Origin of the sequence: Mycobacterium kyogaense (genome assembly GCF_003254575.1) — a bacterium.
GTDB classification, from domain to species: Bacteria; Actinomycetota; Actinomycetes; order Mycobacteriales; family Mycobacteriaceae; genus Mycobacterium; species Mycobacterium kyogaense.
Map to the genome: position 1 here is coordinate 1 of NZ_QJUA01000036.1, position 20,005 is coordinate 20,005.

Consider the following 20,005-nt stretch of genomic DNA (forward strand, 5'->3'; position numbering starts at 1 on the left):
CCGCCTCCGCCGACCACGACCGAGGCGCCGCCCCCACCGCCCACCACCACCACGCGGTCGGGCCCACGTCAGGTCACCTATTCCGTGACCGGCACCAAGGCGCCCGGCGACATCATCACGGTGACCTACACCGATGCCTCCGGCCGCAGCCGCACCCAGCGCAACGTCTACATCCCGTGGTCGCTGACCGTCACGCCCATCTCGCAGTCCGAGGTCGGCTCCGTGCAGGCGTCCAGCCTGTTCCTGGTCAGCCGGCTGAACTGCTCGATCACCACCAGCGACGGCACGGTGTTGTCCTCGAACACCAACAACACCGCCCAGACCAACTGCTAGCCGGTATGACGACCTACATTCCGGACCGGACGGATCGCATCCTGCTCGGCGGCTGCGCAGCCGCCTGGCTCGCCGCGTTGGGGGCCGGTGTCGCCGCGACGGTGGCACTCGTCGACCTCGGCAGCGGCCACACTGCCTCCTCTGAGGACTCCGGCACGCCCTGGTTCCTCTATGTCGTGATCGGGGTGTCGGCGGCGGTGATCATCGCCGCTGTACCGCTGCTGCTGCGGGCCCGCCGCGACGCGCGCGGTGATGCCGCGCGCGCTCCGCGCCCGGCGGCCCCGTCCGGTGGGCAGGGGAGCGCGGCGCCGCGGGTGACCGAGGCGCCCACCGAGAAGATCCGCGCCGTTGCGCCGGCCTCGGCGGTCGCCGCCCCGAGCCGGTCCGTCTCGCCCGTCGTCGAACAGCTCACGCTGCGCTGCGCCGCCTCGATCGGTTGCGCGATGGGCGTCGCGTACGTGCTGATCGGCACGGCGACCTACCTGATGGCCGTCGACAGCGATGTAGCGTCCTGGGTCTTCTACGGCGCCGCCGGTGTCGTCACCGCCGCCATGATCGGCCTCCCGGTGTACTTCGTGCGCGAGCTGCGCAGCCATTCCGACGACGCCTGACACCGGTCTGCGAGCACCCTAAAAAACAACCGCCCCGGCCGAAGCCGGGGCGGTTGTCTACTTCGTACGTGATCGGTCAGTGGTGACCGTTGTCGGATGAGCCGTTGGAGTGGCCGTTCGACGAACCGTGACCGTTGGAGCCGTGACCGTTCGAGCCGTTCTGGCCGACCCGCTCCCGCAGCGCGGTGATGGCCCGGTGCTCGGCCGCATGCGCCGCCTCGGCGAGCGCATCGCGCTCGGACGCGGGGTCAGCGCTGAGGAAGCTGCCCGAACCGGGAGCGCCGGCCGAGCCCAGCTTGTTCATGCGCTTGGGCAGAGCCGCGCCCTGGTATTCGAGCGGGATCGCGTGGCCGTGCTCGTCGACCGGACCCAACGGCTGGTGCAGCTCGATGTAGGCACCGTGCGGCAGCCGCTTGATGATGCCGGTCTCGATCCCGTGCTCGAGCACCTCACGGTCGCTGCGCTGCAGCGACACCGCCCAGCGGTAGGCGATGTAGTACACGATCGCGGGCAACACCACCATGCCGATGCGGCCGATCCACGTCGTCGCGTTCAGCGAGATGTGGAACTTCAGCGCGATGATGTCGTTCATGCACGCGAAGGTCAGCAGGATGTACAGCGAGATGGCCGCCGACCCGATCGCGGTACGCGTCGGTGCGTCACGCGGGCGCTGCAGCAGGTTGTGGTGGGCGTCGTCACCGGAGAACTTCTTCTCCAGGAACGGGTAGGCGATCAACAGCATGAAGATCACGCCCATGCCGACGGCCACCCACACGCCCTGCGGGATGGTGTGGCCGAACGGGTAGAACTCCCAGGCCGGCCACAGCCGGATCAGGCCGTCGGTCCACATCATGTAGAAGTCGGGCTGGCTACCCGCCGACACCTGAGATGGCTTGTAGGGCCCCAGCACCCAGATCGGGTTGATCTGCAGCAGACCGCCCATCAGGCCGAGGATGCCGACGGTGACGGCGAAGAACGCGCCGGACTTGACCGCGAACACCGGCATGACGCGCACGCCGACGACGTTGGTCTCGGTGCGTCCGGGGCCGGGGAACTGGGTGTGCTTCTGGAACCACACCAGCGCGAGGTGCACGCCGATCAGGGCCAGGATGATGCCCGGGATCAGCAGGATGTGCAGCGCGTACAGGCGCGGGATCAGGATCTCGCCCGGGAAGTCACCGCCGAACAGCGCCCAGTGCATCCAGGTGCCGACGACGGGAATGCCCATCGTGATGCCCGACAGCGCGGCACGGATGCCGGTGCCCGAGAGCAGGTCGTCGGGCAGCGAGTAGCCGAAGAAGCCCTCGAACATCGCGAGGATCAGCAGCAGCGAGCCGATCACCCAGTTGGCCTCGCGGGGGCGGCGGAACGCGCCGGTGAAGAAGATGCGGGCCAGGTGGACCATGATCGATGCCGCGAACAGCAGCGCCGCCCAGTGGTGCACCTGCCGGACGAACAGACCGCCGCGGATCTCGAAGCTGATGTCGAGCGCCGTCTCGTACGCCCGCGACATACCGACGCCACGCAGCGGCTGGTAAACGCCGTCGTAGGTGACGTGCGACATCGACGGATCGAAGAACAGGGTCAGCCACACGCCGGTGAGCAGCAGCACGATGAAGCTGTACATCGCGATCTCACCGAGCAGGAAGGACCAGTGGGTGGGGAACACCTTGTTCAGCTGGCGGCGCACCGCAGCCGAGGGGTGGTACCGCGAGTCGATGGCCTCGCCCTGCTTGGCGGCGATCTCGGCCATGTTGGGTCGTGGGCTCATGACTTGCGCTCCCAGAATGCCGGTCCGACGGGTTCGATGAAATCACCGTTAGCTACAAGGTAGCCCTCTTGATCGATGGTGATCGGTAGCTGCGCCAACGCGCGGGCCGCCGGACCGAAGATGGGCCGGGCGAAGTGCAGCGCGTCGAACTGCGACTGGTGGCACGGGCACAGAATGCGGTAGGTCTGCTGCTCGTACAGCGAGGACGGGCAGCCCAGGTGCGAGCACACCTTCGTGTAAGCGAACAACTCGCCGAAGTTGAAGCTCTCCTGGCCCTGCCGCTTCACCACGCGCGACATGTCGCCGGGCCGGATGCGGATGAGCATGACCGGGTTGCGCACACCCATCGCGATCTCGGTGAGCTTGTGCTCGGACTCGACGGTGGTGCCGTCGCCGTCGGATTCGCGCCACGGGAACACGGTCTCCATGCCGCCCGCGTCGATGTCCTCAGGGCGCATCTTGACGAACGGAGACTCACCGGGCTGACCGGTCGCCCGCGCCAGGTAGATGGTCTCGCCCGTGAAGCGCGGCGTCCAGCCCGAGGTCCACAGCACGGCCTTCATACCCTCGGCCGTCGGCACGACGGGCTTCCACGGGTTCTTGATCAGACCGCCGAGGAACGCGACCAGCGTGCCGAGCCCGAAGGCGCCGAACCCGATGCCCAGCGAGAGCCCGATCAGCTTGCGCCGCTTGAGCGTCGAGCCGTCCAGCGCATCGCCGAGGTTGGCTGCCACGGTCCGGCGGTGCAGTTCCGGGGAGGCGCCGTCGTGGCGGTCCTGGATCGAGATCTCTTCGGGGATGAACTTCTTCTGGAACAGCACCGCGCCGATGCCGATCGAGAGAACCGACAGGCCGAACGTCAGGCCGTACAGCGGCGTCGCCAGTGCGTAGAGCCATTCGCCCTCGGAGCCGAACGGCTTGTACTCCCACGGCCAGAACAAGAAGATCAGCAGCAGCGCCAGGCCTGAAACACCGGCCAGCAGAAGCCAATACGCGACGGTGCGCTCGGCGCGCTTCTCGGCCTTGGTGCCCGGGACGGGCCAGCGAGGCTCCTTGAAGACGATCTCGACACCGTCGAGCTTGCCGCCGAGTTCGAGCAGTTCCTCCTGCGACATCTCGCGGAGCTGGGCGTCGGTCGGCTGCCCGGACTCACCCGTCTGACCCGGGGAGTCGGTGCCCTTCTCCGTGCCGGTGCCGGTCCCCGTTCCCGTGGCTTCGCTCATGCTCGTGCTCCGATCCAGAGGGCGGCCGCGATGATGGCCACCATGCCGACGATCCACGCGACCATGCCCTCAGAGGTGGGGCCGAAGCCGCCCAGTCCCAGACCACCCGGCGTCGGCGTCTCGGCCGCTTCCTTGACGTAGGCGACGATGTCGCGCTTCTCCTCGGGGGAGAGCTGCCGGTCGGAGAACTTCGGCATGTTCTGCGGGCCGGTCAGCATCGCGGTGTAGACCTGCGCGGGCACCGCTGCAGCCTCGCCGAGATCGGGCGCGTACTTGCCCGACGACAGGGCGCCGCCCTTGCCGGTGAAGTTGTGGCAGGACGCGCAGTTGAGCCGGAACAGGTCGCCGCCGCGGGCGACGTCGTTGCCGATCAGCGACTGCGAGGCGATCGCGCCGTTCTCGTCGCGCGGGACGACGGGGCCGCCGCCGTTGGCCTGGATGTACGCGCCGAGCGCGTCGACCTGGGCCTCGTCGAAGGCGGGGTCTTTGCGCTGCGCCTGGGCCTCACCGCGCATCGCGGGCATGCGGCCCGTCGACACCTGGAAGTACACGGCGGCCTCGCCGACACCGATGAGGCTCGGGCCGCGATCGGCCACACCCTGCAGGTTGGCGCCGTGGCACGACACGCACGACGTCTCGTAGAGCTGTTGGCCGGTGCGCAGCATCGCCGAGGCCGATTCGTCGGCGACAGCCACCTGCGGCGTCGGCGTGAACGTGGCCGCCAGGCCGCCGGCCACTGCCAGTCCGATCAGCAGCAACAGTGCCGCCGAGACGCGCCGGCGCAACCGGCGCTTGGACTTGCTTGTCATCGAACCCCTTCTTTTCTTCGGGCTGCCCGGCGTGGTCGTCGATTCCGTCATCGGACGAAGTAGATGACGGCGAACAGGGCGATCCAGACGATGTCGACGAAGTGCCAGTAGTACGAGACCACGATCGCGGCGGTGGCCTGTGCGGGCGTGAACTTGCTCATCCGGGTGCGCAACAGCAGCAGGATGAACGCCACCAGACCGCCGATGACGTGCAGGCCGTGGAAGCCCGTGGCGAGGTAGAAGACGGTGCCGTAGGCGCTGCCCGGGATGGTCGTGCCCTCGTGCACCAGGTGGTAGTACTCGTAGCCCTGGCCGCCGACGAAGAAGGCGCCCATCGCGAAGGTCAGCAGGTACCAGCGGCGCAGACCGAAGACATCGCCGCGCTCGGCCGCGAACACGCCCATCTGGCAGGTGAACGACGAGGCGATGAGCACCAGCGTCACCGGGACTGCGAGATAGAGGTTGAGCTCGGTGGGATGCGGGGGCCAGTCACCCTGAGCCTGGGCGCGGGCCGTGAAGTACATCGCGAACAGGCCAGCAAAGAACATCAACTCGCTGGAAAGCCACACGATCGTGCCGACACTGACCATGTTCGGACGGTTCAGCGAATGCACTCGCGATGTGATGGCGGTTCCCGAAGTCCCTACAGCGCTCGTCACAGGTGCAAGTATGACGCTTTGTAGTTGTCTAACTCCACCCGGGTCGAGCAATTCGTCATAATCGCGTCGTGACTCCTGCTTCCGCTGCGCACGACCCGTCTGTGGCCGCTCCGACGTGGTCGGTGGTCCTCGGCCGACTGACCACCAATCAGTCCCTCCTGCCGGGGCAGGCGGCGTGGGCGATGGACGAGATCATGACCGGCGCCGCCACGCCGGCGCAGATCGCCGGTTTCGGCGTGTCGATGAAGATGAAGAAGCCCACCTCGGCCGAGGTGGGTGAGCTCGCCGACATCATGCTCAAGCACGCCCATCGGGTGCCGACGGAGACGTTCGGCACCGACACCGTCGATGTGGTGGGCACGGGTGGGGACGGCGCGAACACCGTGAACCTGTCGACGATGGCGTCGATCGTGGTGGCCGCCGCCGGAGTAAAGGTGGTCAAGCACGGCAACCGGGCGGCGACGTCGCTGTCGGGGGGCGCGGACACGCTCGAGGCACTCGGGGTGCGCATCGATCTGGGGCCCGAGGACGTCGCGCGCTGCGTCGCCGAGGTCGGCATCGGGTTCGCCTTCGCTCCCCAGTTCCATCCCTCGTATCGACACGCCGGGGTGGCGCGCCGCGAGATCGGCGTCCCCACGGTGTTCAACCTGCTCGGCCCGCTCACCAACCCGGCCGGACCGCGGGCCGGATTGATCGGCTGTGCGTGGGCCGAGCTGGCCGAGGTGATGGCCGAGGTGTTCGCCACCCGCGGCTCCAGCGTGCTGGTGGTGCACGGCGACGACGGCCTCGACGAGCTGACCACCACGACGACGAGCACGATCTGGCGGGTGCAGGCGGGCACCGTGGACCGGCTGCGGTTCGACCCGGCGGCATTCGGCTTCGCCCGCGCGCACATCTCCGAGCTGGTCGGCGGGGACGCCGAGTCCAACGCGGCCGAAGCGCGTGCGGTGCTGGGCGGGGCGACGGGCCCGGTGCGCGACGCAGTGCTGCTCAACGCCGCCGGTGCGCTGGTCGCTCATGCCGGCCTATCCAGCGACGCCAAGTGGGTTCCCGCGTGGGAGTCCGGGCTCGCGCGGGCCAAGGAGGCGATCGACTCCGGGGCGGCCGAACAGCTGCTCTCGCGTTGGGCCCGGTTCACCCAGGAGCTCTGAGGCGGCCAGCTGCTCGTCGAGCTGAACGGCTGCGACGCGGGCCGAGCGGGCCGACGCCGCCCACGCCGCCCAGCGCCCCGCGGCGCCGATCGGTGAGCAGTAGCCGTCCTCGGATTCGGAGCTGGTGCGCACGATCCGCACGCCCGGGTGGGTCAGCCATCGCGCGATGAGCGCGATCTCCTCGATCAGCGCGCCACCGTGGGGCGCGGCGCTGGGCAGCACCGTCTGCGCGGCGGCGCACAGTGCATCGACCACCGGCATCGGTGGGACGCCGCGGGGTGCCACCCCGGCGGCGGCGAGTTGGCCGTGCCGGATCACGGCCAGATGCCAGCCGCGCTCACCGTCGGGGCGGGCGGCGATCAGCTCGCCGATCACCGAGAGTGCCCGCAGCCGCTGACCGCGCCAGAGCACGTCGATGGTCGCCGACGCCCGGTCCCGCATCCGGGCCGCCGTCTCGTAGCGGTGCCGCTGCGCCAGATCGTCGATGTGGGCCAGCATCGCGCTGAGTGCCTGGCCGCTGTGCCCGTCGATCAGTGCGTGAACGGCGGCGACAGCGGCGGCGTAGTCGGCGGCGCCCAGTCCTCGCTCGGCGGGGCAGGGGGACACCTCGACGTCGGGGCATGCAGAGCCGTGCACGGCGCTGCGCGAGATCCGTTTGGTGCAGGTCCGGATGCCGGTGAACCGGGCGATCAGGGCGGCCGCGTCGAGGGCGTCGGCGCGGGCGCGGAACGGTCCGATGGCGTGCTCGGTGCGCGGGCTGCGGACGGCCGAGAAGCGGGGGAAGGCCTCGTCGGTCAAGGCCACCCACCACCAGCGGTGCGGGAACTTCGAGCGGCGGTTGTACGGGGGTGCGTGGGCGGCGAGCAGGCGCAGTTCGCGGACGCCGGCTTCCAGATCGTGGGCGCACTCGACGTGGTCGACGCCCGTCGCCAGCGACGCCATCTCCTTCATCCGGGTGCGGGGGTCCGCCCCGTTGAAGTACTGGCTGACCCGGCGTCTCAGATCCTTCGCGGTGCCCACGTAGAGCACCTCCTGCGATGGTCCGCGGAACAGGTACACCCCGGGTGCGTGCGGCACAGATGTGGCCAGGTGGCGGTTGCGGCGTTGCGCAGGGGTCACGTCGGGCAGGTAGGACCGCAGTTCGGTGTAGGTCTGCACGCCCTGGTTGCCCACCCGCTCGATGAGGCCGTGCAGCACGTCGACGGTGGCGCGAGCATCGGCCAGCGCCCGGTGGTTCGGTGTGGTGGCAGCGCCGAACAGCTGCGCGAGCGCCGAGAGACGCACGCTGGGCGCCTCGTCACGGGTCAGGACCCGGCGCGCCAACCGCACCGTGCACAGCACGGCTGGTTTGGGCCAGGGGATGTGGTTGCGCTCGGCGGCGGCACGCAGGAACCCGATGTCGAAGCCGGCGTTGTGGGCGACCAGCACCGCGCCGCGGGCGAATTCCAGGAACGCCGGCAGAACCGCGTCGATGCGCGGCGCGTCGTACACCATCGCGGTCGTGATGCCCGTCAGCGCGACGATCTGCGGTGGGATGGCCCGCCCCGGGTCGACGAGGGTGGCGAACTCGCCGAGGATCTCGCCCCCACGCACTTTCACCGCGCCGATCTCGGTGATCTGGTCGTGCCGTTCGCCGCTGGCCCGTCCTCCCGTGGTCTCCAGGTCGACGACGACGAAGGTGGTCTCGCGCAGCGTCAGGTCGGCCGCCGGATCGACATCGGCGAAGCTCAGCTGACCCATGCGCCGACCGTAGGACGACGGGCCGACAAGTCCTCGGCAGCCCACGCGGGAGTCGCGCGGTCAGGACTTGTCGGTCGCTGTCGATACCGTGCCCTCGACTGCGACCGAGAGGACAGGGCATGCGCTATCACGAGCCACACGACCAGGCACGACAGGACGAGGACTCCGGAGATCCCGGCGCCGATTCTGGCGCCCATTCCGAAACGCTGACCATCGACTGCGACGACTGCGCAGTGCGCGGACCGGGCTGTCAGGACTGCGTCGTCAGCGTGCTCCTCGGAATTCCCGAAACTTTGCTGGTAGACGAGCAACGGGCCTTGGAAGTACTGGCCGACGTGGGCCTGGCGCCGCGGTTGAGGCTGGTACCGCTGCATCGGCACGGGACGCCGGGCGTTGCCTGAGGACACCCGGCGTCACCGCTGTCCCATCTTTCACAGGAGCAACTGTTAAATTTGCGTCTCCTGTTGGACAAGGCCGATGCCGTTTCGTAACCTGTCTGAGACCTAAGAGAGTTCGAGACGGCTCGTTACGGCAGTTGAAGGACGCATAAATCTTGACGCTCGACCGCGCGCACCGGAGCATCAGCCGTTTCTGGCGACCCGCAATCAGTGCCCTGGCCTCAGTGGCCGTCGTTGGCGCCCTCGCCGCCGGTACCGGGTACGCCGACCCGGCCAGCGATGCGCTGACCAAACTCAACGAGCTGTCGCGCCAAGCCGAGCAGACGACGGAGGCCATGCACTCCGCGCAGCTCGACCTGAACAAGAAGCTCGAGATCCAGCAGGCCGCAGAAGTCAAGCACGCCAACGATGTTGCGGCGGTGGACTCCGCGAAGACGCAACTCGCCGACTTCCAGAAGAAGGTCAACGACCTCGCCGCCGCCCAGTACATGGGTGGGCGGCCGTCCGGTTTCCAGGCCATGCTGACGGCGTCGTCGCCGCAGGGCCTGATCGACCAGCTGTCGATCCAGCGCATGATGGCCCACGAGATGTCGGCGCAGATGTCGCGGTATCTCGAGGTCGGTAAGCAGGCCGAGGCTGCTGAGCAGGCCTCCGCGGCGTCGGCCTCGGAAGCCAAGACAGCCGCCGAGCAGGCCGCCGCGGTGCGTGCCGACCTGCAGTCGAAGCAGAGCCAGCTGCAGGTGCAGATCGCCGTCGTCAAGTCCCAGTACGACACGTTGACTCCGCCTCAACGTGAGGCGTTGGCCGCCATGCCGCCTGCCCCGCCCGTTCCGCCGGCTCCCGCGGCACCTGCCCCGCCGGCACCCGGCCAGGACCCGGCCGTCCTGGCCGCGCCGCCTGCACCACCGTTGCCAGGAGTGATCCCGCCCGGCGACATCGCCCCGCCGGGATCTCCCGAAGCGACCACCGTGATCCAGGCGGCACTGAGCCGCATCGGCTCGCCGTACTCGTGGGGGGCTGCCGGTCCGAGCGCCTTCGACTGCTCCGGTCTGGTGATGTGGGCGTTCCAGCAGGCGGGGATCTCACTGCCGCACTCCAGCCAGGCGCTGGCCGCAGGCGGTCAGCCGGTGTCGCGCGACCAGATGCAGCCCGGCGATCTCGTCACCTACTACTCCGATGCCTCACACGTCGGCATCTACATCGGTGACGGCATGATGGTGCATGCGTCCACCTACGGCACGCCGGTGCGAGTCGCTCCGGTGGACAATGCGCCGATCTACAACGTCCGCCGCTACTGATCGGGCCCGCTCCCGGCATCGCCTCGCCGCGCTGCTGGGCGCCGAAGCTCTCTGTGCCGTCCTGCTGATCGGCGGTGCCTACCCGACCGCTCCCGGTGCGCCGGCATTGGCGGCTGCGCCCCAGCAGACCGTCAGCGAGCCCACGGCCGGCGCCCCGGCGCTGCGCACTCTCACCACGCCGGACGGTCGCCGCGCCCAGCTGATCGACCTCGGCGGCAGCGCCGCATCGCTGCTCGACCGGATCGCCGCCGAACTCCCCGCCGCCGAGCAGGCCGTGACGGCGTTCTGGGGGCCGCAGTGGCCCAGGGACATCCCGGTCGTCGTGACCGGCTCGCCGGAACAGTTCGCCGCGCTGGCCGGGGCGGGGTCCGACACCGCTGCCACCACCACCGCCGAGCGCATCACGTTCTCCCCGGCGGCGGGCGCAATGGACGCGGTTGATCTGCGAATCGTGCTGCGCCACGAACTCTTTCACTACGCGGCGCGTGCAACGACGGCCGCGGATGCGCCGGTGTGGCTGACCGAGGGCGTCGCCGACTACGTCGGGCGGCCCGCCCCGGCCGGAAGGGTCGACATGCCCGCGCGGTTACCCACGGACACGGAGCTCGCCACGCCGGGCCCCGGGCGGTCACAGGCGTATGACCGGGCATGGGAATTCGCCACGTTCGTCGCGCAGACCTACGGCCCACACCGGCTGCGGGAGCTCTACGTCACGGCGTGCGCGCCCGGCCACCCCGACGCCGCCACCGCGGTGCGCACAGAGCTCGGGATCGACCTACCCGCATGAGCCGGGTCCTGCTCGTCACCAATGACTTTCCGCCGCGTCGCGGGGGCATCCAGTCCTACCTGGAGGCGCTCGTCGACCATCTCGTCGCAACGCCCGGGTCCGCCGTGGACGCGTTGACGGTCTACGCCCCCACCTGGAAGGGCGCCGAGGACTACGACGCGGTGGCCGCGGCGTCGGGCTACCAGGTGGTGCGTCACCCGACGACGCTGATGCTGCCCGAGCCGAGCGTGGCGTGGCGGATGCGCCGCCTGATCGCCGAGCGCGACGTCGACACCGTCTGGTTCGGTGCGGCAGCGCCGCTCGCGCTGCTGGCGCCATTGGCGCGCGCCGCCGGGGCGCGCCGCGTCATCGCCAGCACGCACGGACACGAGGTCGGCTGGTCGATGCTGCCGCTGGCGCGAACGGCATTGCGCCGCATCGGAAACGACACCGATGTGGTGACCTACATCAGCGCCTACACCCGACGCAGGTTCGCCTCGGCATTCGGCCGTGACGCCGCCCTCGAACACGTACCGCCCGGTGTCGACGTCGAGCGATTCGCCCCGAACGAGGTGGCCCGCGCCGAACTGCGCGCGCGATACCGCCTCGGCGACCGACCCGTGGTGGTGTGCGTCTCGCGACTGGTGCCGCGCAAGGGGCAGGACATGCTGATCCGGGCGCTGCCGACGATCCGGGACCGGGTTCCCGGCGCTGCGCTGGTGATCGTCGGTGGCGGGCCCTACCGCACCTCGCTGCAGCGGTTGGCCCACAGCTTCGGGGTGGCCGAGCACGTGGTGTTCACCGGTGGGGTGCCGGGGGAGGAACTGCCCGACCACCACGCCATGGCCGACGTGTTCGCGATGCCGTGCCGGACCCGCGGCGCCGGGCTGGACGTCGAGGGTCTGGGCATCGTGTACCTGGAAGCGTCGGCGACGGGCGTGCCGGTGGTGGCCGGCCGGTCGGGCGGGGCGCCCGAGACGGTGGTCGACGGCGAAACCGGGCTGGTCGTCGACGGCTGGGACGTCGGCGCGATCGCGGCAGCGGTCGGCGATCTGCTCGCCGACCGCACCCGGGCAGCAGCGATGGGTGCCGCCGGGCGCAGGTGGGCGGTCGAGAACTGGCAGTGGCAGATGCAGGCAGCGCGGCTGGCGCGGCTGCTCTAGTCCTTGGAGTAGAGCGCCTCGATCTCCGCGGCGAACTTGTCGGCGACGACCTTGCGCTTCACTTTCAGCGTCGGGGTGAGCTCCCCGGTTTCGACGGTGAAGTCCACCGGCAGGACGCGGAACTTGCGGATCGCCTCGGCCTTGGACACCGCCTCGTTCGCCTTCTTCACCGCGGCGTCGATGTCGGCGGTCAGGTCGGGGTCCTCGGCCAGGTCGCCCACCGACGCCCCGGCGGGCTTGCCGTGGTGCTGCTTCCACCCCTCGAACGCCTCGGGGTCGATCGCGATCAGCGCTGCGATGAAGGGCTTGGCGTCGCCGACGGCCATCGCCTGGCTGATCAGCGGATGGGCACGGAGTTGATCTTCGAGCACCGCGGGGGCGACGTTCTTGCCGCCGGCGGTGACGATGATCTCCTTCTTGCGGCCCACGATCGAGAGGAACCCGTCACCGTCGACGCTGCCGAGATCCCCGGTGTGGAACCAGCCGTCGACGATCGCCTCGGCGGTCGCGGTCTCGTTGCGCCAGTACCCGTCGAACACCACGCCGCCGCGCACCAGCAGTTCACCGTCCTCGGCGATCGCCATGCTGTTGCCGGGCAACAGCTTTCCGACGGTGCCGACCTTCAACTGACCGATCCGGTTGGCGGTGATCGCCGCGCTGGTCTCGGTCAGGCCGTAGCCCTCGTAGATCGTCAGGCCGATGCCGCGGTAGAAGTGGCCCAGTCGCGCTCCCAGGGGTGCCCCACCGGAGATCGACGCCGTGCAGTCCCCGCCCATCGCCGCCCGCAGTTTCCCGTAGACCAATCGGTCGAACAGTGCGTGCTTGGCGCGCAACAGCAGGCCGGCCCCGCCGGTGTCCTGTGCTTTGCTCCACTCGATCGCGGTTTCGGCGGCACGGGTGAAGATCGCGCCCTTGCCGCTGTCGCTGGCGTTGAGTTCAGCGGTGTTGTAGACCTTTTCGAACACCCGGGGGACCGACACGATGACCGTCGGCTTGAACTGGCCGAACATCGGTACCAGGTTCTTGATGTCGCTGGTGTAGCCGATGGTGACGCCGTTGGCGAAGGCGGTCATCGACAGGGCCCGGGCGAGCACATGGGCCAGCGGCAGGAACACCAGCAGCCGGCCGCCCTTGCGCAGCAGGCTGGGGAAGCAGTGGGTTGCGCCTCGCGTCTCGGACAGCAGGTTGGCGTGGGTGAGTTGGCAACCCTTGGGTCGGCCCGTCGTGCCCGACGTGTAGATCAGCGTCGCGGGATCGCTGGAGGAGATGGCGTCGCGCCGGCGATCGACCTCCGCGGCGTCGGTGGCCGCGCCGGCCTCGGCCAGTGCGTCGAGCGCCGACGGGGCTGCGTCGATCGTGAAGACCGACCGTAGGTCGGGGAGGCCGGCGTGCAGTTCCTTGACCATCTGCGCGTGCGCGTCGGTCTCCACGAAGGCCAGCACTGCACCGGAGTCCTCGAGCACCCAGCGCACCTGATCGGCGGACGATGTCTCGTAGATGGGAACCGTCACCGCGCCGATCGACAGGATCGCGTAGTCGAGGATCACCCATTCGTAGCGGGTGGCCGACAGCACCGCGACTCGGTCGCCGGGCTGCACGCCCTCGGCGATCAAACCCCTTGCGGTCGAACGGATTTGATCGGCGGCCTGGCGGCAGGTCACATCCGTCCACCGACCGCCGACCAGGCGCTGGAAGATCACATGGTCGGGGTCGCTCTTCTCGTGCGTGTAGACGGGGGCCGCCACGTTGTCGTGTTCGCCGATGGTGAACGATGCCGGTTCGGTGTACTCGCGCACGATGAATGCCCTCTCGCTTGACACGCCGCTATGCCGTGTACAGCGTAGTCGGCCCGACTGCGGCGCAATCGGAGCATGTGTGAAGGTAAGCAGTCATGAACAGCATCCAGATCGCGGACGAGACGTTCGTCGCGGCGGATCCGGCGGCAGTGGGTGCCGCGGTCGCCGATCCGGCGAGCTGGGCCCGCTGGTGGCCGGATCTGCGACTCACCGTGGTCGAGGATCGCGGCGAGCTGGGGCAGCGCTGGACGGTGACGGGCGCGCTTGCGGGGTCCATGGAGATCTGGCTGGAGAAGGTGCTCGACGGCGTGGTGCTGCACTACTTCATGCACGCCGAGCCGTCCGGTGTGGCGGCCTGGGAGCTGAAGAAGATGAACCTGGCGAAGATGAACCATCGCCGGCGCGTGGCGGGCAAGGCGATGGCGTTCGAAGTGAAACAGAAGCTGGAGTCCGGCCGCCCCGTCGGCGTGTCGCGGTTGGCCTGAGCGATACCGGCTATACCAGGCGCCAGGAGGGTAGATTCGCCGCCAACAGCGGGGGATGTGCGGCTCGGCTCAGCACGGGAAGGACTGGAGAAGACTTCAGTGGCGGACAAGACGGCTCAGACGATCTACATCGACGCCGATCCCTCGACGGTGATGGACGTCATCGCCGACATCGGGTCCTACCCCGACTGGGTGAACGAATACAAGGAAGCCGAGATCCTCGAGGCCGACGACGAAGGGTATCCCCTGGTGGCGCGGCTGGTGCTCGACGCCGCGGTGCTCAAGGACGCGATGGTGCTCGCCTACCGGTGGCCGGCCGACCATGCGTCGGTCACGTGGTCGCTGGTGTCGAGCACGCTGCTCAAATCGCTGGAGGGCGCATACCGATTGGCGCCGAAGGGATCCGGCACCGACGTCACCTATGAACTGTCCGTCGATCTGACGATCCCGATGATCGGTCTGCTCAAACGCAAGGCCGAACGCAGGTTGACCGACACCGCCCTGAAGGATCTGAAGAAACGAGTCGAGGCTGACTGAGCGCTCGGACGCCACCCCGGCGTCCGGGGCGACCCGGATCAGCCTGTTCGTCGGCAAGGGTGGCGTGGGGAAGTCGACACTGGCGACCGCGACGGCTGTGCGCGCAGCGCGGGCGGGGCTGCGCGTGCTGATCGTGTCGACCGATCAGGCGCACTCCACCGGCGACGTGCTCGGCGTGGCGATCACCCCCACGGGTGAGCGGGCTCCCACTCGAGTGCTCGCCGACCTCGACACCGCCGATGGCGGCGGAGGGGTGCTCGACGCACTGGCACTGGACACGCTGGCGCTGCTGGCGGCTCACTGGCGGGAGACGGCCGGTCTCCTCGCGGGTCGCTTCCCGGAATCGGATGTCAGCGACCTTGCGCCCGAGGAACTCTCGGCCCTTCCCGGAGTGCAGGAGGTGCTCGGCCTGCATGAGGTGGCCGAACTGGCCGACTCCGGGCGCTGGGACCTGGTCGTCGTCGACTGCGCCTCGACCGCCGACGCGATGCGCATGCTCACCCTGCCCGCCACGTTCGGGCTGTACCTCGAGCGGGCCTGGCCCCGGCACCGCCGGCTGTCCACCTTCGACGATCCGCGGTCGGTGGCCGTGGTGGGTCTGCTGGAGCGTATCGGTGCGAGCACCGAGCGGCTGGGCACGATGCTGACCGACTCGGCCCGGGTCGGCGCGCACCTGGTGATGACGCCAGAGCGGGTGGTGGCCGCCGAGGCGGCCCGCACGCTCGGTTCGCTGACCCTGATGGGTGTGCAGGTCGCCGAGCTGCTCGTCAATCAGGTTCTGGTGCAGGATGATTCGTTCGAATACCGCAACCTGCCGGAGCATCCTGCCTTCGACTGGTACGCCGAACGCATCGGGGAGCAGCGCGCGGTGCTCGACGAACTGGACCGGGTGATCGGCGACGTCGCGCTGGTTCTGGTGCCGCACCTGGCGGGTGAGCCGATCGGTCCGAAAGCGCTCGGCGAGCTGCTCGACAACGCGCGCCGTCGGGACGGTTCGCCGCCGCCGGGTCCGCTGCGGCCGGTCGTCGACAGGGAGTCCGGTGCCGGTGTGGATGCGGTGTACCGGCTGCGGGTGGACCTGCCTCAGGTGGATTCGACGTCGCTGTCGTTGGGTAGGGTCGATGACGACCTGATCATCGGCGTCGGCGGAATGCGGCGCCGGGTGCGTCTGGCCTCGGTGCTCCGCCGGTGCATCGTCGTCGACGCCCAGCTTCGCGGCACCGAGCTCACGGTGCGTTTCCGACCCAATCCGGAGGTGTGGCCAGCATGAGCGGCACTCACCCTGACCCGGGCCCGGAACTGCGGGCGCTCGCCCAGACGATCCTCGACCGGCTGGAGCCTGCCATCCGGTTGGCCGCAGCGCGTGCGGCCAGTGCCTCCGACAACCCCGGTCGCTGCCAGCAGGTGTGGTGCCCGGTGTGTGCACTCGCGGCGCTGGTGTCCGGCGAACAGCACCCCCTGCTCTCGGTGGTCGCCGAGCACAGCGTCGCGCTGCTGACGGTGGTGCGCGCGATCGTCAACGACCAAGCCGAGCAGGCCGAAACAGCCGATCAGGCCGGTGCCGGGGGCGGTTCCGCCCCCGATCCCGAGCCTCCGCCGGACGCGCCGCCGCCCCCGGGCCGCTATCAGCACATCCCGGTCACAGTCGAGGAGTAGGCGTCAGCTGTGGTCGGCGGCACACGGCGTGGGTAAGGTTGGCGCAGAGCGTCGCGGTCGGGTGAACTGGAGGGTCCATGTGGTACTGGCTGTTCAAGTTCGTCTTCATGGGGCCGTTGTTGACATTGCTCGGCCGGCCCAAAGTGGAAGGCTTGGAGCATGTTCCGGCCAACGGTGCGGTGATCCTGGCCAGTAACCACCTGGCAGTGGCGGACAGTTTCTACCTGCCCCTGGTGGTGAACCGGCGAATCACGTTCCTCGCCAAGGCCGAGTACTTCACCGGAACGGGGCTCAAAGGGTGGTTCACCCGCTGGTTCTACACGGTGGCCGGGCAGGTGCCGATCGACCGCACCGACGCCGACAGCGCCCAGAGCGCGCTGACCACCGCCGAGCGCATCGTGAGCCAGGGCAAACTGCTCGGCATGTATCCGGAGGGCACGCGCTCGCCGGACGGCCGGCTCTACAAGGGCAAGACGGGTCTGGCCCGGCTCGCGCTCGAGACGCAGGTGCCCGTGATCCCGGTCGCGATGATCGGTACCGACGTCGTCAACCCGCCGGGCAGCAAGATGTGGCGCTTCGGCCGGGTGACGGTTCGCTTCGGCGCCCCGATGGACTTCTCCCGCTTCGAGGGTCTGGCCGGTAACCGTTTCATCGAGCGTGCGGTGATCGACGAGGTCATGTACGAGCTGATGCGTCTGTCCGGCCAGGAGTACGTCGACCTCTATGCGGCCGACATCAAAGAGGGAAAAGGTGAGGCGGCCGGGAAGCCGCCGACCCGGCTCCCGGAATCTGCCGCCGGCTGACTCCGGCGTGTCGCGCGCCCGGTGAGAAGCCGTGGCTGCGATCGGCGTCAGATCACAGCCCGGAATGCGCTTCCGCGGTCAGTGGGCTCACGGCAGCCGTCCGGCTGCGCGTCGCGGCGGTCGTGACCGTGCCGGTGACGACGATCGTCGCCAGCGCCCACCACAGATAGGACGCTCCGGCCAGCTGTCGCCACAGCGAGGCCGTGGTCTCTCGGTGCTCGGGCAGCAGAGTGATCGGCGTCCACACCATCAAGGCCAACCCCACCACGAACACCGCCGCCAGGCCGGCGTGGCGCAACCGCACCGCCAGCACCGCCGTCGTCACCATCACCGGCAGGGTCCACACCCAGTGGTGCGACCACGACACCGGCGACACGGCCAGGCCGAACATCGCCACGCATGTCAGCGCCAGCACCGACTGGTCGGCGCGGAGCGCCCGCCGTACCGCCCACACCGTCAGCGCCAGCACCGCGAAGCACGCCACCACCCACAGCACGAAGCGCACGTCCTCGCCGAGGCCCAGCCGCGCGAGTGCACCCGCGATGTTCTGGTTGGTGTTCAGCGTCGCGGTGCCGATCCGGTCGGTGTTGCGCACGGTTTCGGTCCAGTACTCCCACGAGTCCCGCCAGGCGAACGCGACGCCGAGCAGCGTCGCCCCGATCGCCGAGGCCACGGTCACCAGCAGCGCCCGGGTGTCGCGGCGCAGCAGGAAGTACAGCAGGAACACCGCAGGGGTGAGCTTGAGCGCGATCGCCACGCCCAGCAGCAGACCCCGCGGCCAGGGGGTGCGCCGCGGCACGCAGTCGGCGATCACCAGCGTCATCAACACGACGTTGATCTGGCCGAAGTCGAAGTTGGCGCGGATCGGCTCCAGGTAGATCACCGCGGGCGCCACGATCGCCGCGGCCAGCCACGTGCGGCGCAGCCAGGCCGGCTCACCGGTGAGCTGCGTCGTCGGCCACACGTCGAGACGCGTCAGCAGGATCACCGTCGACACCACCAGCAGGATCAGCGTGGTCACGGTGATCGCCACGCTGGCTGCTTCCAGGCTCAGCAGCGCGAACGGTGCGAACACCACGGCGGCCAGCGGGGGATAGGTGAAGGGCAGGTCGATGCCGCCGCGGGTGTGGAACGTCGCGCCGTCGGCGTAGAGCGGTTGGCCGTCCAGCCAGGCCCGTCCGCCCATGCGGTACACGTCGATGTCGATCCGGTACGGGGTGTGGCCGAGCAGCCGCCAGGCCACCCCGACCAGCGCCATCACCGCCAGCAGGCAGAACAGCCGCCAGGCCAGCGTCGGCACCCAACCTGCCCGCAACGTCCTCATATCGCCGACCAGACTATCGGTGCGCACCGCGGCGCAGGCGCGACCCCGGGCCGCGACACGCGCTGGTCGACGGGACTTTTGGCGTACGTTCTCCTCGTGCACCCGACCCTGGACATCGACTTCGGGTTACCCGACGGCATCCCGTACTCCCGGTTACCGCTGGTGTGCTGCCTGGTCGCGTTCATCCTGACGTTCTTCGTGACCCGCACGATCGTGCGGTACATCCGCAGCCACGCCGACAGCGATGCCCCTCGTAAGTGGTGGCAGCCGCGCAACATCTCCGGCGGCGGCGGGCTGCACATCCATCACGTGGTGATCGGTGTGATCCTGGTCATGGTCTCCGGGGTCGCGATGGTCACGCTGGCTGTCGACGGGGGTGTACCCGAGTTCACCGCGGCGTCGATCGTCTTCGGGATCGGCGCGGCGCTGGTGCTCGACGAGTTCGCGCTGATCCTGCACCTGTCCGACGTCTACTGGTCCGAAGACGGCCGGGCATCGGTGGACGCGGTGTTCGTCGCCGTCGCGGTGGCGGGCCTGCTGATCCTGGGCTTCAATCCGCTGTCGTTCTTCGACGTCACCATCTGGCGGGACGACAACTCGGTCGCCGCGCGTGCGATCGTGATCGGCTCCGCGGTGGTGACGCTGCTGCTCGCGGTGATCGTGTTGATGAAAGGCAAGGTGTGGACCGGGTTGATCGGCATGTTCATCACCCCGCTGCTGCTGGTCGGCGCCGTCCGGCTGTCTCGTCCACATGCGCCGTGGGCGCGGTGGCGGTACACGAACCGGCCGCGCAAGATGCACCGCGCCCTGGAGCGGGAACGCTGGCTGCGCCGACCGGTCATCCAGGCCAAACTCTGGCTGCAGGACGCGATCTCGGGCATGCCGAAGTTCCCGGACGACAAGCTCGTCGACCAGGAACTCGATCGCGAGATCCACGCCGCGCCCGCGCCCAGCAGGGACCCCGGCAAGGACGCTGCCTAGTGCGCTACTTCTACGACACCGAGTTCATCGACAACGGCCGCACGATCGAGCTCATCTCGATCGGCGTCGCCGCCGAGGACGGCCGCGAGTACTACGCGATCTCGACCGAGTTCGACCCCGAGCGGGCCGGCCGGTGGGTGCGCAAGAACGTGCTCCCCAAGCTGCCGTCGCCGGCGTCGAAGCTGTGGCGGTCCCGGCGCCAGATCCGCTCGGAGCTGGAGGATTTCTTCGGCGTCGACGGTGACGAGCCGATCGAGCTGTGGGCCTGGGTCGGCGCCTACGACCATGTGGTGCTCTGCCAGCTGTGGGGTCCGATGACGGATCTGCCGCCGGCGATGCCGCGGTTCACCCGGGAGTTGCGCCAGTTCTGGGAGGACCACGGCAGCCCGCGGATGCCGCCCCGGCCCCGGGACGCCCACGACGCGCTCGTCGACGCCAAGCACAACCTGGTCCGCTACCAGCTCATCACCGGCGAAAAGTGGTTTTGACCCGCCGTTACCA

At 69.2% G+C, this 20,005-nt stretch carries 20 protein-coding genes and 1 pseudogene; 14 read left to right on the forward strand and 7 right to left on the reverse strand.

What is annotated here, in order from left to right; all coding sequences use genetic code 11:
* Both DMB80_RS21100 and DMB80_RS21105 read left to right on the forward strand, forming a co-directional pair.
* Positions 1-333: MmpS family transport accessory protein (locus DMB80_RS21100; protein ID WP_240431313.1), on the forward strand; the 333-nt coding region annotated here is incomplete at its 5' end.
* Between the two features lie 5 nt (positions 334-338).
* Positions 339-944, forward strand: a complete 606-nt coding sequence (locus tag DMB80_RS21105) for a DUF2561 family protein (RefSeq protein WP_111511657.1) — start codon at positions 339-341, stop codon at positions 942-944.
* A gap of 76 nt (positions 945-1,020) precedes the next feature.
* On the opposite strand, the gene qcrB is transcribed toward DMB80_RS21105, so the two are convergent.
* The 4 genes from qcrB to ctaE are packed head-to-tail and all read right to left on the reverse strand — an operon-like array spanning position 1,021 to position 5,406.
* Complete coding sequence (qcrB, locus tag DMB80_RS21110) at positions 1,021-2,715, reverse strand: cytochrome bc1 complex cytochrome b subunit (RefSeq protein WP_111511658.1); 1,695 nt, start codon at positions 2,713-2,715, stop codon at positions 1,021-1,023.
* Positions 2,712-3,938 (reverse strand): cytochrome bc1 complex Rieske iron-sulfur subunit, encoded by a 1,227-nt coding sequence (gene qcrA / locus DMB80_RS21115; protein WP_111511659.1) that lies wholly within the window; start codon positions 3,936-3,938, stop codon positions 2,712-2,714. Before qcrA ends, qcrB begins: the two co-directional genes overlap by 4 nt.
* Entirely contained in the window at positions 3,935-4,747 is an 813-nt protein-coding gene (gene qcrC / locus DMB80_RS21120) for a cytochrome bc1 complex diheme cytochrome c subunit (RefSeq protein ID WP_111511660.1), read from the reverse strand. Before qcrC ends, qcrA begins: the two co-directional genes overlap by 4 nt.
* A 47-nt stretch (positions 4,748-4,794) precedes the next feature.
* The gene (gene ctaE / locus DMB80_RS21125) at positions 4,795-5,406 is read right to left on the reverse strand and encodes an aa3-type cytochrome oxidase subunit III (protein WP_111511661.1); all 612 of its coding nucleotides are present in this window, start codon (positions 5,404-5,406) and stop codon (positions 4,795-4,797) included.
* Positions 5,407-5,474: 68 nt separating this feature from the next.
* On the opposite strand from ctaE, the gene trpD reads away from it, so the two are divergent.
* Positions 5,475-6,557 carry an anthranilate phosphoribosyltransferase gene (trpD, locus tag DMB80_RS21130; protein ID WP_236694067.1) on the forward strand — a complete coding sequence of 361 codons (1,083 nt, stop codon included), beginning with the start codon at positions 5,475-5,477 and terminating at the stop codon, positions 6,555-6,557.
* On the opposite strand, the pseudogene DMB80_RS21135 reads toward trpD, so the two are convergent.
* Positions 6,495-8,297 (reverse strand): annotated as a pseudogene (locus DMB80_RS21135) (DEDD exonuclease domain-containing protein); the annotation flags it as partial. The gene trpD and the pseudogene DMB80_RS21135 sit on opposite strands and share 63 nt — an antisense overlap.
* Positions 8,298-8,416: 119 nt before the next feature.
* On the opposite strand from DMB80_RS21135, the gene DMB80_RS21140 reads away from it, so the two are divergent.
* The 4 genes from DMB80_RS21140 to DMB80_RS21155 all read left to right on the forward strand — a co-directional run bounded on the left by DMB80_RS21140 (position 8,417) and on the right by DMB80_RS21155 (position 11,922).
* Positions 8,417-8,698 (forward strand): hypothetical protein, encoded by a 282-nt coding sequence (locus DMB80_RS21140; protein WP_240431315.1) that lies wholly within the window; start codon positions 8,417-8,419, stop codon positions 8,696-8,698.
* Between the two features lie 152 nt (positions 8,699-8,850).
* Positions 8,851-9,993 (forward strand): peptidoglycan hydrolase RipC, encoded by a 1,143-nt coding sequence (gene ripC / locus DMB80_RS21145; RefSeq protein WP_111511663.1) that lies wholly within the window; start codon positions 8,851-8,853, stop codon positions 9,991-9,993.
* Entirely contained in the window at positions 9,962-10,780 is an 819-nt protein-coding gene (locus DMB80_RS21150; protein WP_111511664.1) for a peptidase, read from the forward strand. Before ripC ends, DMB80_RS21150 begins: the two co-directional genes overlap by 32 nt.
* Positions 10,777-11,922 carry a glycosyltransferase family 4 protein gene (locus DMB80_RS21155; RefSeq protein WP_111511665.1) on the forward strand — a complete coding sequence of 382 codons (1,146 nt, stop codon included), beginning with the start codon at positions 10,777-10,779 and terminating at the stop codon, positions 11,920-11,922. The genes DMB80_RS21150 and DMB80_RS21155 overlap by 4 nt, the downstream gene beginning before the upstream one ends.
* Here the strand turns inward: DMB80_RS21155 and DMB80_RS21160 are convergent.
* Positions 11,919-13,718, reverse strand: a complete 1,800-nt coding sequence (locus DMB80_RS21160) for an AMP-dependent synthetase/ligase (RefSeq protein WP_111511666.1) — start codon at positions 13,716-13,718, stop codon at positions 11,919-11,921. The two genes, DMB80_RS21155 and DMB80_RS21160, sit on opposite strands and share 4 nt — an antisense overlap.
* 95 nt (positions 13,719-13,813) lie before the next feature.
* On the opposite strand from DMB80_RS21160, the gene DMB80_RS21165 reads away from it, so the two are divergent.
* From DMB80_RS21165 to DMB80_RS21185, 5 genes are all read left to right on the forward strand, one after another.
* The gene (locus DMB80_RS21165) at positions 13,814-14,203 is read left to right on the forward strand and encodes a polyketide cyclase / dehydrase and lipid transport (RefSeq protein ID WP_046365843.1); all 390 of its coding nucleotides are present in this window, start codon (positions 13,814-13,816) and stop codon (positions 14,201-14,203) included.
* A 99-nt stretch (positions 14,204-14,302) separates the two neighbouring features.
* The gene (locus DMB80_RS21170) at positions 14,303-14,740 is read left to right on the forward strand and encodes an SRPBCC family protein (RefSeq protein ID WP_111511701.1); all 438 of its coding nucleotides are present in this window, start codon (positions 14,303-14,305) and stop codon (positions 14,738-14,740) included.
* Positions 14,733-16,010, forward strand: a complete 1,278-nt coding sequence (locus DMB80_RS21175) for an ArsA family ATPase (protein WP_111511667.1) — start codon at positions 14,733-14,735, stop codon at positions 16,008-16,010. The genes DMB80_RS21170 and DMB80_RS21175 overlap by 8 nt, the downstream gene beginning before the upstream one ends.
* Entirely contained in the window at positions 16,007-16,396 is a 390-nt protein-coding gene (locus DMB80_RS21180; RefSeq protein ID WP_111511702.1) for a hypothetical protein, read from the forward strand. The genes DMB80_RS21175 and DMB80_RS21180 overlap by 4 nt, the downstream gene beginning before the upstream one ends.
* Positions 16,397-16,473: 77 nt before the next feature.
* Positions 16,474-17,199, forward strand: coding sequence for a lysophospholipid acyltransferase family protein (locus tag DMB80_RS21185; protein WP_046365840.1), 726 nt, complete (start codon positions 16,474-16,476; stop codon positions 17,197-17,199).
* A 52-nt stretch (positions 17,200-17,251) separates the two neighbouring features.
* On the opposite strand, the gene DMB80_RS21190 is transcribed toward DMB80_RS21185, so the two are convergent.
* Positions 17,252-18,523, reverse strand: coding sequence for a glycosyltransferase 87 family protein (locus DMB80_RS21190; protein ID WP_111511668.1), 1,272 nt, complete (start codon positions 18,521-18,523; stop codon positions 17,252-17,254).
* A gap of 96 nt (positions 18,524-18,619) precedes the next feature.
* On the opposite strand from DMB80_RS21190, the gene DMB80_RS21195 reads away from it, so the two are divergent.
* The gene (locus DMB80_RS21195) at positions 18,620-19,504 is read left to right on the forward strand and encodes a hypothetical protein (protein ID WP_205538817.1); all 885 of its coding nucleotides are present in this window, start codon (positions 18,620-18,622) and stop codon (positions 19,502-19,504) included.
* Positions 19,504-19,992, forward strand: a complete 489-nt coding sequence (locus tag DMB80_RS21200; RefSeq protein ID WP_111511669.1) for a polyadenylate-specific 3'-exoribonuclease AS — start codon at positions 19,504-19,506, stop codon at positions 19,990-19,992. The genes DMB80_RS21195 and DMB80_RS21200 overlap by 1 nt, the downstream gene beginning before the upstream one ends.
* Positions 19,993-20,005 lie beyond the last annotated feature (13 nt).

What these genes read in the sequence shown, in the direction of transcription:
- qcrA (WP_111511659.1), bottom strand. Translation starts at nt 3,938, where the DNA reads ATGAGCGAAGCCACGGGAACGGGGACCGGCACCGGCACGGAGAAGGGC.
- DMB80_RS21155 (WP_111511665.1), top strand. Translation starts at nt 10,777, where the DNA reads ATGAGCCGGGTCCTGCTCGTCACCAATGACTTTCCGCCGCGTCGCGGG.
- DMB80_RS21140 (WP_240431315.1), top strand. Translation starts at nt 8,417, where the DNA reads ATGCGCTATCACGAGCCACACGACCAGGCACGACAGGACGAGGACTCC.
- DMB80_RS21180 (WP_111511702.1), top strand. Translation starts at nt 16,007, where the DNA reads ATGAGCGGCACTCACCCTGACCCGGGCCCGGAACTGCGGGCGCTCGCC.
- qcrB (WP_111511658.1), bottom strand. Translation starts at nt 2,715, where the DNA reads ATGAGCCCACGACCCAACATGGCCGAGATCGCCGCCAAGCAGGGCGAG.
- DMB80_RS21150 (WP_111511664.1), top strand. Translation starts at nt 9,962, where the DNA reads ATGCGCCGATCTACAACGTCCGCCGCTACTGATCGGGCCCGCTCCCGG.
- DMB80_RS21185 (WP_046365840.1), top strand. Translation starts at nt 16,474, where the DNA reads ATGTGGTACTGGCTGTTCAAGTTCGTCTTCATGGGGCCGTTGTTGACA.
- DMB80_RS21105 (WP_111511657.1), top strand. Translation starts at nt 339, where the DNA reads ATGACGACCTACATTCCGGACCGGACGGATCGCATCCTGCTCGGCGGC.
- DMB80_RS21190 (WP_111511668.1), bottom strand. Translation starts at nt 18,523, where the DNA reads ATGAGGACGTTGCGGGCAGGTTGGGTGCCGACGCTGGCCTGGCGGCTG.
- DMB80_RS21165 (WP_046365843.1), top strand. Translation starts at nt 13,814, where the DNA reads ATGAACAGCATCCAGATCGCGGACGAGACGTTCGTCGCGGCGGATCCG.
- qcrC (WP_111511660.1), bottom strand. Translation starts at nt 4,747, where the DNA reads ATGACAAGCAAGTCCAAGCGCCGGTTGCGCCGGCGCGTCTCGGCGGCA.